This is a genomic window from Alcaligenes sp. Me129 (genome assembly GCF_050487245.1).
GTDB classification, from domain to species: Bacteria; Pseudomonadota; Gammaproteobacteria; order Burkholderiales; family Burkholderiaceae_B; genus Alcaligenes; species Alcaligenes phenolicus.
In genome coordinates, this window is record NZ_JBKQGX010000014.1 from 69,229 (window position 1) to 81,313 (window position 12,085).

Here is a 12,085-nt window from a genome sequence, read left to right on the forward strand (position 1 = left end):
AAGCTCTCCTAGCGTGCGTATGGGGAATAAGGACTGACCAAAGAGCCCAGCGAGGTATCCAGACCGGCTGGATTGGCTGGCGCAGGCGCTTTGGGTGCCGCAGCGGGAACTGGACGGCTGACCTGTCCTTGCGAAGCGGCCGAAGCGACAGGAGCGGACGGCTCCATATCCGTACGGCTACCCACCTGACGCACGATCTTGTCCAAAGGCAGATAGATCATGTTGTTATCACTACGGGTATCAACCAGTACCTTGCTGGTGCTCTCCAGGATTTCCTGAATTGTGGACAGGTACAGACGATCCCGCGTTACACCCGGAGCCTTCACGTACTCGGCCTCGACGCTACCAAAACGGGCGGTATCACCCTTGGCATCACCGATCACACGAGCCTTGTAACCCTCAGACTCCTGCATCATGCGAGCCACTTGACCAGCGGCTTCGGGCAACACCTTGTTGGCGTAGGCCTGACCTTCGTTGATCTGACGCTCGCGGTCCTGACCGGCCTTGACGGCATCGTCAAAGGCGGCCTGAACCTGCTCGGGCGGCTGCACGTTCTGGATAGCTACGGTGCTGATCTGAATGCCGGTACGGTAGCGGTCCAGAATGGACTGGGCCAGCTGCTGCACGTCCGATGCAATCTGGGTACGGCCGGAGTACAGCACGGAGTCCATGGGCTGCTTGCCCACGACTTCACGCATGGCGGTTTCAGCCGCCTGACGTACCGACTCGTCCGGATTATTGGTGTTGAACAGGTAATCCGGTGCGCCTGTAGGCAGCAAACGGTACTGAACCACATACTGCATGTCGACGATATTCTCGTCAGTTGTCAGCATCAACGATTCAGGTAGAACTTTATTGCGTGCACTGCCGCGGTAGCCCACTTCAAAGGTACGCAACTGCGAAATATTCACAGTCTGGTGATCTTCGATGGGAGCGGGCCAACGCCACTGCAAACCGGGATTCAGAGTTTTCGTGTACTCGCCAAAACGAGTCACCACGGCAACCTGACCTTCCTGCACGATGGTAAAGCCACTGGCCATCCACAGACCGACCGCGACCACACCGCCGATGATCAGCAGCTTGGGCGAGCCTTTGGGGATGGATGGGCCATTACCGCTACCCGGAGGCATGCCACCGGGAGGGGAGCGACGTCCCTTTTTGCCGAATAAAGATCCCAAGCGACTGTTGAAGTCACGCCATACCTCGTCGAGGTCAGGCGGGCCATCTTGTTTCTCGGGGCGGCGAGGTGGCTCGGAACCGTTTTTGCCACTGTCTCGTCCCCAACCGGGATCATTGAGATTGAATATTTTATTGTTCAGACGCATTGTTTTCCGCGAAATGACCTGATTCGACGATTGCTGTACGCAAGCCATCCAATCCGATGCGCTCTAAAGCGCTAACAAAGACTCGGGCAATAGTACCATGTTCATCCCGCTCTACCCGTGGCTCATAGCCGGCTTGGTCAATTTTGTTATAGACCAGAATGCGAGGTATTTCATGGGCCCCGATGTCCTCCAGAACCTTATGAACTTCAGCGATTTGTTCATCGCGTTGAGGGTTGGCCGCATCGACCACATGCAGCAATACGTCTGCATGGACGGTCTCTTCCAAAGTGGCCCGGAAAGCGGCAATCAAGGTCGGTGGCAATTCACGAATGAAGCCCACCGTATCCGAAATTACGACCTGCCCTGCCCCTTCAATCCAGATACGACGCGTGGTGGTATCCAAGGTAGCAAATAACTGGTCAGCTGCGTAGGCGTCCGCTCGGGTCAAGGCGTTAAATAGCGTGGATTTTCCCGTGTTGGTGTAGCCCACCAGAGACACCGACAAGGTGCCGCTACGAGAACGAGCACGGCGTTGGGTGCTGCGCTGGCGTTGCACCTTGGCCAGACGCTCACGCAAGGTACGGACTTTGTCGCCAATCATCCGGCGGTCCATTTCCAGCTGCGATTCACCTGGACCGCGCATACCGATACCACCCTTTTGGCGTTCCAAGTGCGTCCACATCCGGGTCAATCGGGAAGTCAGGTGCTGCAGCTGGGCCAGTTCCACCTGCAATTTACCTTCGTGACTTTGCGCACGCAGGGCAAAAATATCCAGAATCAGGGCAACTCGGTCAACCACACGCAGCTCCAGCTTGCGCTCCAGATTACGCTGCTGGGCCGGGCTCAAGGCATGATCAAACAGCACGACTTCGGCGCCAGTTGCCTTGGCCAGGGCGACGGCCTCTTCCAGCTTGCCCGTACCGATGTAGTAGGCAGAATCTGGACGGGACCGACGCACGACCATCAGTTCCATAATCTGGGCGCCCGCCCCTTCAGCCAGCATGACGAATTCTTCAGCATGGGCCTTGTAGTCCAGCTCGCCCATATCCACACTAATTACCAGTGCCTTCAACGCTTGCTCCAGAAACAAAGACCCGCCCGCGGGCACCGCGAGACGGGTCTTTCAGAGTACAAAGAACTGGGTGAGGATTTATTCAGCCTGCTCATCCGCAGCCAAAGTAACGGGGCGTGCAGGAACGACGGTAGAGATCGCGTGCTTATACACCATTTGAGTGACTGTATTGCGCAGCAGTACGACATACTGATCGAAGGACTCGATCTGACCTTGCAGCTTGATGCCGTTGACCAGGTAGATCGACACAGGGATATGCTCCTTGCGCAGCGCGTTCAAAAACGGGTCTTGTAGAATTTGCCCTTTATTGCTCATTGGTGAGGCTCCGGTTATGTTGTTTTTCCAGAAATGGAAGCGAATCCCACTACTTTACCGGGTTTTCCCTGAATTCGCACGTTCCAAACTGGAGATTTTTATCTAATAGGTGTATATCAGGCGCCTTGCCCTAAAATCTGCCGCAAACTGTTGCACAGTCGGGCACATTGCTCGGGCGATCCTACCGTAATACGTAAATACTGCTCAATGCGTGGCTGGCGGAAGTGGCGAACCAAAATCCCCTGTTCACGCAAGGCCTGCTGAATACCAGCTGCCGAATGCTTAGGGTGAGTTGCCATCAAAAAGTTCGCTTTCGAGGGCAAAATCTCGAAACCCAGCTGCTCCAGATCAGCGCGCAACTGCTCGCGTGCATCAATCACAGCCTGGCATTGTCGGGCAAAATACTCCGTATCCTTCAAGGAAGCCACGGCCCCCACCTGGGCGATCGTGTCCATGGGGTAGGAGTTGAAACTGTCTTTCACACGCTCCAGCGCCTGGATGATGTCAGCGCTGGCCAGGGCATAACCCACACGCAGGCCTGCCAGGGCACGCGACTTGGACATGGTTTGGATGACAACCAGGTTGTCATACTTTTCCAGCAGGCTGACCGAGGACGTGCCGCCGAAATCCACGTAAGCCTCGTCCACGACAACCGTGGTGTCCGGGTTGGCAGCCAGAATGGTTTCGATATCTTCCAAAGACAGCGGAATACCGGTAGGCGCATTGGGGTTGGCAAAAATGATGCCGGCAGGTGGCAAACTGCGCTTGCGCACATAGTCCTGCACATTCAACGTGAAGTCCTCGCGCAGCGGCACGATATCAGCAGGCACACCGAAGTACGAACAGTAAGTGGTGTAGAAGCTGTACGTGATATCCGGCAGCAGGACCGGACGCACACCACGCAGGAACAAGGCGCTGAACACATGGGCCAGCACTTCGTCCGAGCCATTGCCCAAAAAGACATTATTGGCTTTCACGCCGTGGTTGTGCGCCACAGCATCACGCAGTTCCTGCGCGCTATAGGAAGGGTAAAGACGCAAATCATCGGTCGCCGCCTGGCGGATCGCTTCCAGCGCTTTAGGCGACGGACCGAAAGGATGTTCGTTTGTGTTCAGCTTCAAGAGGTTATCCAGCTTGACCTGCTCACCCGGTACATAGGGTGAAAGCCCCGCTACATGATCACTCCACAAACGGCTCATTACGCGTCCTTCAGATAAGGGTTTTTAGATGATTTGAATTCGATGCGCAAAGGCGTGCCTTCCAGCTTGAAGGCCTCGCGAAAACGCGTCTCCAGATAACGGCGGTAACTGTCCGAAATGGCATCCAGGGCGTTGCCGTGAATCACCACGATCGGCGGGTTCATGCCACCTTGGTGAGCATACCGCAACTTGGGACGGAAAATGCCCTTGCGCGGTGGCTGTTGCTGTTCCACCGCTTCTTGCATGACGCGAGTGAGCTTGGGCGTGGACAGCTTGGAGAAGGCAGCAGCATGAGCGGCATTGACCGACTTGAGCAAGGGATTGATCCCCTGCCCTTTCAGCGCCGACAAGGTGTGCATCTTGGCAAAGTTCAGGAAGCGCAATTTGCGATCGAACTCGCGCTTGATCCACTCGCGCTGGTACTCGTCCAGGCCATCCCACTTGTTGATGCCCACCACCAGTGCACGACCGGTTTCCACCACGAAGCCCGCAATGCTGGCGTCCTGGTCGGAAATTTCGGTGTGAGCGTCAATCATCAGCAAGACCACGTTACACGCTTCAATCGCCTGCAAGGTCTTGATAACGGAGAACTTTTCAACCGCTTCAAATACCTTGCCGCGCTTGCGCAAACCGGCCGTGTCGATCAGGGTGTATTCTACCCCGTTGCGCTCGAACTCGATCTCAATGGCATCACGCGTCGTACCGGGCTGGTCAAACGCAATCACGCGATCCTCACCCACCAGGGTATTGATCAAGGTGGATTTACCCACATTGGGGCGGCCCACAATCGCCAGCTTGATACGGTGCTGAAATTCATCGTCATCCTGGCCATCCTCTTCAGGCTCAGGATTGGGCACTTGCTCCAGTGCCAGGTTGATCAGCTCTTCCACGCCATCGCCGTGGGAAGCGGAGATCAGGTAAGGCTGACCCAGGCCCAGTTCGTGGAATTCCACGCCACCGGCCTCGTAACGCATGCCTTCGGCCTTGTTGACGGCCAGCAGCACTTTCTGACCCAGCTTGCGCAGCAACTGCGCAATTTCCAGATCCAGTGCATTGACGCCCTCACGGGCATCGACCAGAAAGACGACCACGTCAGCTTCGGCAATCGCCTGCTGGGTCTGACGAGCCATCTCCAGCAACATGCCAGTTTTGGCCACAGGCTCAAAACCACCCGTATCGACCACGATATAGGGGCGGCTGCCAACCCGGCCTTCGCCATAATGACGGTCGCGGGTCAGGCCTGGGAAGTTCGCCACCAGCGCCGCGCGCGAGCGCGTCAGGCGGTTGAACAAAGTGGACTTGCCGACGTTGGCCCGACCGACCAAAGCCACTACGGGCTTAAAAGAAACGCTTTTCAATTGATTCCAACCAAGACCAAATTACCATTGCCGGTCTGAACCAGGACCCCACGCGGGGTTCCGATCAAAGGCGACACAATGGCACCACCGCCGACACTGACCCGACCCAACAAGGTGCCGTCCAGTCGCGATAGAAAGTGAACATAGCCTTCCATGTCACCGGCGGCGAGCGCCTGGGGCATGACGGCCAAAGGAGCCAGACCACGGTTACGCAAAGCATTCTGCGTCCAGATGGTTTGCCCGTCTGTCATGGCAAACGCTTCAATCTGGTCGCGGCTATTGGCGGCATACAACATATGGTTGTCCGCTGCGATACCGGTACCGGCCGAAAATTCCCTATCCCACACCAGTCGTCCACCTTGGGAGACGTCAAAGCAGGCAACACGACCTTGGTAGGTTGCACCGCACAGCAGGGGATCGACGACCTGGGGAGCACCCACGACGTCATTAATGCGCTCCAGGTCCGTCGCGCCACGGGAGACAGAAATACTGCCTTCCCACACCAGATGACCTTGAGCCGCGTCAATGGCCATCAAACGGCCGTTGGGCATTCCTGCCAACAACAAACCATCAATAATGCGCATTTGCATGCTGGTTTTCAGCGACAAGGCGGGGCCAGGACGCTGCAGGCTCCAGCGCAGATCGCCTGTGCTGGCATCAAATGCCTGCAAGCGGTAGTCGCTGGTACGCACCACAACCACACCGGCACCCACAGCAGGCGGCACATTCACAGCGCTGCTGCTACGACTGCGCCACAACTCCTTGCCCGAGTCGTCAAACGCAATGACGTTCCCGTCCACCGAAGCGACCGCAGTCACCACACCGTCCGAACCGGCACCGGCGGTCAACTTCTTGCCGGCATTGGCCGACCACTGCACGCGACCCGTATCCAGATCCACCTTGCTGACCTGACCCGAGACCGTCGCGGCGTAGACCGAGGAGCCACTGACTTGCGGTGCAAAGCCGGAGTCTGCGCCGCTACCAATCGAGGTGCTCCAGCTGATCTTGGCGGCCACACCAGGGGTGTATTCCGTCAGGGGCGTAGGCTCGAAACGAGGATCCTTGCTGGAGAACATGGAGCAACCGGCCAAAGCGGTCAGGCTCAGGGCCAGAGCGCTCAAGCGCAGGACACGCATGGCAGAGGATGGCGATTTGCGAATAGTAGGAAGAGACATGAATTAAGCTCCTGCCAGGGCATCAAGTTTGATCTGTACCAACTGCGAAATAGGGTCTTGCTTGAGCAACTCCACGGCCTGCGTCCAGGCTTCGCGTGCTGCATCGTTCTGCCCTTGGGCGGCCAGAATATCGCCTTTGCGATCCGCAAACAGACCGGCAAAGCTGGCAGGAGGATTTGTCAGCTGAGCCAGGGCATCATCGTAATTCTTCTGTTCCAGCAAGATACCAGCCAGACGCAAACGCGCCAGCGGAGTCAGCGCCGGGTCGTGGTTGGTTTTAACCATCCACTCCAGTTGCTCACGAGCAGGCGTCAGATTGCCGCGTTGCTGCAAAGCCTGGGCAGCCAGCAAGACACCACGGGAGGTGTAGCCGGACTTGGGGAAATCGTTACGCAAGGTCGTGCTGGCAGCCAGCACGCGGGCATCGGCCTCTTCGCCGGTCTGGGCAGCCGCACTTTCCAGCGCCTCAAAGTAACCCATGGCCTGACCGGCCTGATGCCCCTGGTACCACTGCCAACCGCGCCAGCCGGCTACCGCCGCCAAGGCAGCAAAAGCCAGCACGATGCACAAGGTGCCCCAGCGGTCCCACCATGCTCGCATGGCATCTAGTTTTTCCTGTTCTTCAAGATCGTAGGCCATGCTCAAATCCTTGCTGACAAAACACTGGCGAGTTCAGAAAATTCAACAGACTGTTGCTGCTCGGCGCCATCCGCAGCACGCAACCATTTCACACTGGCCTGTTCTTTTTGGAGTTCGTCGTCACCCAAAATAACGGCGGCCTGCGCACCACTGGCATCAGCCCGTTTGAACTGGGACTTGAAGCCGCTGGAGCCTGCATGGACTATCACCTGCAAACCGGCATCCCGCAATTGCTCGGCCAACAGCGAGGCCTTGCGCTGGGCTGCCTCACCCTGGTGAACCATATACACCTGACATTCGGGAATGGCTGGCTGCTCGCCATCTTGCGAGCACAGGTCCAGCAAGCGCTCCACACCAATAGCAAAACCCACGGCGGGCGAAGGCTTGCCACCCATCAATTCGATCAGGCCGTCGTAACGGCCACCGCCGCACACCGTCCCTTGAGCACCCAGGCGATCCGTTACCCACTCGAACACGGTCAGATTGTAATAATCCAGACCACGCACCAAGCGCGGGTTCAATGTGTAGGCAATACCGGCATCATCCAGACGATCGCAGACGCCCTGGAAGTGAGCACGAGACTCTTCACCCAGGAAGTCGAACAAACGTGGGGCCGCATTGGCCATTTCCTGCATGGCCGGATTTTTGGTATCCAGCACGCGCAAGGGGTTGGTATACATGCGACGCTGGGCTTCTTCGTCCAGCACATCCTTGTGCGCTTCCAGGTGCTCGATCAAGGCCGCACGGTGGGCGGCACGCTCTTCAGCCTGACCCAGGGAGTTCAGTTCCAGACGGATGTCCGTCAGACCCAGCTTCTTCCACAAACGGGCCAGCATGACGATCAGCTCGGCATCAACGTCTGGCCCTGGCAGACCCAACGCTTCCACGTCGATCTGGTGGAACTGACGGTAGCGGCCACGCTGCGGGCGCTCGTGACGGAACACCGGTCCCATCGCATAAACGCGATGAGGGCGATCGTACAAGAGATTATGTTCGATAGTGGCGCGCACCATGCCCGCCGTAAATTCGGGACGCATGGTGAGCTTGTCGCCGTTGAGCGAATCGGTAAAGGAATACATTTCCTTTTCGACAATGTCGGTGACTTCGCCAATACCACGAGCAAACAACTGGGTATGTTCCAGCACGGGGGTACGCATATTGCGATAGCCATAGCTGGCCAACCATTCCCGCACCAGGGCCTCCAGGGCTTCCCACTGTGCGCTTTCACCCGGTAAGGTGTCTTTCATGCCCGTCAGGGCGCGGAGCTTTTGAAACTGCTGCGTCATAATTCTAATGGTTTGCTCGCCATAGACTGACAAGCGTGTTGATCAAACCGTTGATGTTTTGCCGTAGCGGCGCTCAACGTAATTCTGGACAATGGTCTGAAATTCCTGAGCGATAGTATCACCCTTCAGGGTCACCACCCGCTCGCCATCCACATAGACGGGTGCCGAAGGAACTTCCCCGGTTCCCGGTAAGCTGATGCCAATATCGGCGTGGCGGCTTTCCCCCGGACCATTGACCACACAGCCCATCACCGCGACGTTCATGGTTTCCACGCCGGGATACAGATCCTTCCAGACGGGCATCTGGTCACGCAAATAGCTTTGAATATCGTTGGCCAGCTCCTGGAACACCGTACTGCTGGTGCGACCACAACCCGGACACGCCACCACCATAGGGGTGAAAGCACGCAAACCCATGGTCTGCAAGATTTCCTGAGCCACCACCACTTCACGAGCACGATCGCCACCGGGTTCAGGAGTCAGGGAAATACGAATGGTGTCACCAATGCCTTGCTGCAACAAGACAGCCAAGGCGGCGGTGGAAGCCACAATCCCCTTGCTGCCCATCCCCGCTTCGGTCAGACCCAGGTGCAAGGCGTAGTCACAACGAGCCGACAAATCCTGGTAGACCGTGATCAGGTCCTGCACATGGCTGACCTTGCAGGACAGAACAATACGGTTGCCCGACAGCCCCAGTTCCTCGGCACGCTGGGCGTTGCTGATGGCAGAGATAACCAGAGCATCGCGCATCACCGCCTGAGCCGTCCAGGGATGAGCACGCTCGTTATTTTCATCCATCATGCGGGCCATCAGTTCGTGATCCAGGCTGCCCCAGTTCACGCCAATTCGCACAGCCTTGTCGTAACGGCAAGCGATTTCGATCATCTTGGCGAAGTTATCGTCCCGGCGCTTGCCACCGCCCATATTGCCCGGATTGATCCGGTACTTGGACAGGGCCTGAGCACACTCGGGGTAATCTGCCAGCAATTTATGGCCGTTGTAATGGAAGTCCCCCACCAAGGGGACATTTACGCCCATGCGGTCCAGCTGCTCGCGAATGGCAGGCACTTCACGGGCCGCTTCGGGGGTATTGACCGTAATACGCACCATTTCAGAACCGGCACGCGCCAGTTCCTTGACCTGGATAGCCGTTGCAATGGCATCGACCGTATCCGTATTGGTCATGGACTGCACCACGACCGGCGCCGAGCCCCCCAGTTTCACAACATGATCACCCCAGCGCACATCAACCGTACGCGTCACCCGCTTGGGTTGGGCGCCCACCGGCAGAGGTTGGCAAGCAGAGGGAGTTTCGGGACCCTGCGTCATTTCTTCAAGTCCTTGAGCCAATCGAACACCAGCCACTCTTCGGGAACCCAGCCCCGATCAATGGCGTAAAAACCAGCGACCAACAGCAAAACAATAATGATAAGAATCCAGATCCAGCCAAACCCACCGCGCGAGTCCGAATACAGGCTCAAGTCCGCACTGGACAAGCCCGCACCCGAATGATTGCGCGGCACGGGCTTGGGCGCAGCGGTATCGCTGACCTGAGCTTCCAGCATGACCAGCACAGCCGATACGTCGGCCTCCAGAAAGCGCGCGTAATTGCGCACCATGCCCCGCAACGGCTGCCCACCGGGCAACTGGTCCCACTCCTGGGCCTCCAGGGCCTCTAGCTGGCGAACCGAAAACTTCAGGCGAGTGGAGGCTTCGTTCAGCGTACAGGATCGCGCCAGGCGCAGTTCACGCAATGTCGGGCCTACACCTGAGTCCGTTTCCGGAGCCGATTGGTTGGAGGGGACCAGAGTCTCGCTCATGCACGTTCCTGTTTGATTTGAATGACAGCACGATCAGGCAAACGTTGTTCGATACGGGTGCGATCACGAATATCGCCCGCCAACTGTCCACAAGCGGCAGCAATATCATCGCCGCGCGTCTTGCGCACTGTGGTTACCACCCCACCATCCATCAGCCGTTGGGCAAACTGTTTGACCCGTGCAGCTGAAGAGCGTTTCAGACCGGACTGCGGAAAAGGATTGAAAGGAATCAAATTAAATTTACAGCGCACAATGCGTGCGATGTCCAACAGTTCCTGCGCATGCTGGTCGGTATCGTTGATGCCGTCCAGCATGATGTATTCAAACGTGATGAAGTCACGCGGCGCGTGCTCCAGATAGCGATTACAGGCATCCAGAAGCTCGGCCAGCGGGTACTTCTTGTTCAGGGGCACCAGACGATCACGCAACGCATCATTGGGCGCGTGCAGCGATACGGCCAGTGCGACCGGGCAATCTTTGGCCAGACGATCCATCATGGGCACCACCCCGGAGGTGGAGACCGTCACGCGGCGGCGCGACAGACCGTAGGCATTGTCATCGAGCATCAGGCGCAAGGCACCGAGCACCTGATCGTAATTGAGCAAGGGTTCGCCCATGCCCATCATGACCACATTGCTGATAACACGTGTGCTGGTTTGCTCGGCATCGCCAATACGGGCGGTTTCCGGCGCATTCAGCAAAGCACGGCGAGCAAACCACAACTGACCAATGATTTCAGCGGTCGTCAGGTTGCGGTTGAAGCCTTGATAGCCCGTGGAACAGAATGGACAGGCCACCGTGCAGCCAGCCTGGCTGGAAATACACAGGGTGCCCCGGTCGTCCTCGGGAATGAAAACCGCTTCGACGGCGTTATTGCTGCCTACATCAAACAGCCATTTACGAGTGCCGTCGGTAGAAATATGTTCGTGCGACATGCTGGGCGCGGTGACAACGCAATTAGCGGTCAGCTGCTCGCGGAACTCGCGCGCCAGATCCGTCATCTGCCCAAAATCGTCTTGTTGACGCTGGTGTATCCAGCGCTGCAATTGGCGCGCGCGGAAAGGCTTGCCACCCCATTGGGCGACCAGTTCAACAAGTTGCTCCGGGCCCAGGCCCAGAAGGTTAGTAGGTTCGAGCGATGACATAAAAAAATAATACCTTCACGCGGTCTGGCTATTACTTTCTTGCAGGAGGGCAAAAAAGCCTCTTTTTGCGGATTTGCCCGGCACACCCATTCCGGTGTGCCGGGCAAGTCTTGCTCAGAGTGCCGCCAATACTGCGCGGTTTAACGAATTAACGGCTGTAAACGTTGCACTCTGGGAAGAAGAAAGCGATTTCGACAGCAGCGGTTTCAGGAGCGTCGGAACCGTGAACAGCGTTAGCGTCGATGCTTTCAGCGAAGTCAGCACGGATGGTGCCAGCGTCAGCTTTCTTGGGGTCGGTAGCGCCCATCAGTTCGCGGTTCTTGGCAATGGCGCCTTCGCCTTCCAGAACTTGAACGAACACAGGACCGGAAACCATGAAGTCGACCAGATCCTTGAAGAAAGGACGCTCGGCGTGCACGCCGTAGAAGCGCTCGGCTTCGCCACGGGACAGGTGAACCAGGCGACCAGCGATCACTTTCAGGCCAGCGCCTTCAAAGCGGGAAATAATCTGACCGATCACGTTTTTAGCAACAGCGTCGGGCTTGATAATGGACAGAGTGCGTTCAATAGCCATGTGAAAATCCAAATAAGAACAATATAGTGTAGTCTTTGCTGCGTAAAGCAAAATGCAGATCCGACGGTTCGCGCTAAATTTTTTAATGAAAACAAGCACTTTCATCAGATTTACGGCAACCCGGCATTTTACCACGCCAAAGACGCACGGCCACATCTTAAAATAGTGCATCTTAAA

12 protein-coding genes are annotated in these 12,085 nt (G+C 57.0%); all 12 read right to left on the bottom strand.

All coding sequences use genetic code 11. The features are described 5' to 3' along the window. Positions 1 to 8 precede the first annotated feature (8 nt). The 12 genes from hflK to ndk all read right to left on the bottom strand — a co-directional run bounded on the left by hflK (position 9) and on the right by ndk (position 11,908). Positions 9 to 1,325 carry an FtsH protease activity modulator HflK gene (gene hflK, locus ACLPGZ_RS14455; RefSeq protein ID WP_060185241.1) on the bottom strand — a complete coding sequence of 439 codons (1,317 nt, stop codon included), beginning with the start codon at positions 1,323 to 1,325 and terminating at the stop codon, positions 9 to 11. Next, on the bottom strand, positions 1,309 to 2,397 hold the full coding sequence (gene hflX / locus ACLPGZ_RS14460; RefSeq protein ID WP_009455872.1) for a GTPase HflX: 1,089 nt from the start codon (positions 2,395 to 2,397) through the stop codon (positions 1,309 to 1,311). The genes hflK and hflX overlap by 17 nt, the downstream gene beginning before the upstream one ends. A gap of 78 nt (positions 2,398 to 2,475) precedes the next feature. Next, complete coding sequence (hfq, locus tag ACLPGZ_RS14465; protein ID WP_003799329.1) at positions 2,476 to 2,712, bottom strand: RNA chaperone Hfq; 237 nt, start codon at positions 2,710 to 2,712, stop codon at positions 2,476 to 2,478. 116 nt (positions 2,713 to 2,828) lie between these two features. Next, the gene (hisC, locus tag ACLPGZ_RS14470) at positions 2,829 to 3,911 is read right to left on the bottom strand and encodes a histidinol-phosphate transaminase (RefSeq protein WP_035272281.1); all 1,083 of its coding nucleotides are present in this window, start codon (positions 3,909 to 3,911) and stop codon (positions 2,829 to 2,831) included. Next, entirely contained in the window at positions 3,911 to 5,269 is a 1,359-nt protein-coding gene (gene der / locus ACLPGZ_RS14475; protein ID WP_009455876.1) for a ribosome biogenesis GTPase Der, read from the bottom strand. Before der ends, hisC begins: the two co-directional genes overlap by 1 nt. After that, the gene (bamB, locus tag ACLPGZ_RS14480) at positions 5,266 to 6,444 is read right to left on the bottom strand and encodes an outer membrane protein assembly factor BamB (RefSeq protein WP_035272276.1); all 1,179 of its coding nucleotides are present in this window, start codon (positions 6,442 to 6,444) and stop codon (positions 5,266 to 5,268) included. Before bamB ends, der begins: the two co-directional genes overlap by 4 nt. A 3-nt stretch (positions 6,445 to 6,447) precedes the next feature. Further along, entirely contained in the window at positions 6,448 to 7,083 is a 636-nt protein-coding gene (locus ACLPGZ_RS14485) for a YfgM family protein (RefSeq protein ID WP_009455880.1), read from the bottom strand. A 2-nt stretch (positions 7,084 to 7,085) separates the two neighbouring features. Beyond that, positions 7,086 to 8,369, bottom strand: coding sequence for a histidine--tRNA ligase (gene hisS / locus ACLPGZ_RS14490; protein ID WP_060185243.1), 1,284 nt, complete (start codon positions 8,367 to 8,369; stop codon positions 7,086 to 7,088). Between the two features lie 42 nt (positions 8,370 to 8,411). Further along, the gene (gene ispG, locus ACLPGZ_RS14495) at positions 8,412 to 9,698 is read right to left on the bottom strand and encodes a flavodoxin-dependent (E)-4-hydroxy-3-methylbut-2-enyl-diphosphate synthase (protein ID WP_035272271.1); all 1,287 of its coding nucleotides are present in this window, start codon (positions 9,696 to 9,698) and stop codon (positions 8,412 to 8,414) included. Next, complete coding sequence (locus tag ACLPGZ_RS14500; protein WP_035272268.1) at positions 9,695 to 10,189, bottom strand: helix-turn-helix domain-containing protein; 495 nt, start codon at positions 10,187 to 10,189, stop codon at positions 9,695 to 9,697. Before ACLPGZ_RS14500 ends, ispG begins: the two co-directional genes overlap by 4 nt. After that, the gene (gene rlmN / locus ACLPGZ_RS14505) at positions 10,186 to 11,334 is read right to left on the bottom strand and encodes a 23S rRNA (adenine(2503)-C(2))-methyltransferase RlmN (protein ID WP_060185244.1); all 1,149 of its coding nucleotides are present in this window, start codon (positions 11,332 to 11,334) and stop codon (positions 10,186 to 10,188) included. The genes ACLPGZ_RS14500 and rlmN overlap by 4 nt, the downstream gene beginning before the upstream one ends. 148 nt (positions 11,335 to 11,482) lie before the next feature. After that, positions 11,483 to 11,908: a nucleoside-diphosphate kinase gene (gene ndk, locus ACLPGZ_RS14510; protein WP_009455885.1), complete on the bottom strand. Its 426-nt coding sequence runs from the start codon at positions 11,906 to 11,908 to the stop codon at positions 11,483 to 11,485. Positions 11,909 to 12,085 lie beyond the last annotated feature (177 nt).

Excerpts from the sequence above, each read along its gene's own strand:
- ispG (WP_035272271.1), bottom strand. The coding sequence starts at position 9,698 with ATGACGCAGGGTCCCGAAACTCCCTCTGCTTGCCAACCTCTGCCGGTG.
- hisS (WP_060185243.1), bottom strand. The coding sequence starts at position 8,369 with ATGACGCAGCAGTTTCAAAAGCTCCGCGCCCTGACGGGCATGAAAGAC.
- ACLPGZ_RS14500 (WP_035272268.1), bottom strand. The coding sequence starts at position 10,189 with ATGAGCGAGACTCTGGTCCCCTCCAACCAATCGGCTCCGGAAACGGAC.
- hisC (WP_035272281.1), bottom strand. The coding sequence starts at position 3,911 with ATGAGCCGTTTGTGGAGTGATCATGTAGCGGGGCTTTCACCCTATGTA.
- hfq (WP_003799329.1), bottom strand. The coding sequence starts at position 2,712 with ATGAGCAATAAAGGGCAAATTCTACAAGACCCGTTTTTGAACGCGCTG.
- ndk (WP_009455885.1), bottom strand. The coding sequence starts at position 11,908 with ATGGCTATTGAACGCACTCTGTCCATTATCAAGCCCGACGCTGTTGCT.
- hflK (WP_060185241.1), bottom strand. The coding sequence starts at position 1,325 with ATGCGTCTGAACAATAAAATATTCAATCTCAATGATCCCGGTTGGGGA.
- ACLPGZ_RS14485 (WP_009455880.1), bottom strand. The coding sequence starts at position 7,083 with ATGGCCTACGATCTTGAAGAACAGGAAAAACTAGATGCCATGCGAGCA.
- bamB (WP_035272276.1), bottom strand. The coding sequence starts at position 6,444 with ATGTCTCTTCCTACTATTCGCAAATCGCCATCCTCTGCCATGCGTGTC.
- rlmN (WP_060185244.1), bottom strand. The coding sequence starts at position 11,334 with ATGTCATCGCTCGAACCTACTAACCTTCTGGGCCTGGGCCCGGAGCAA.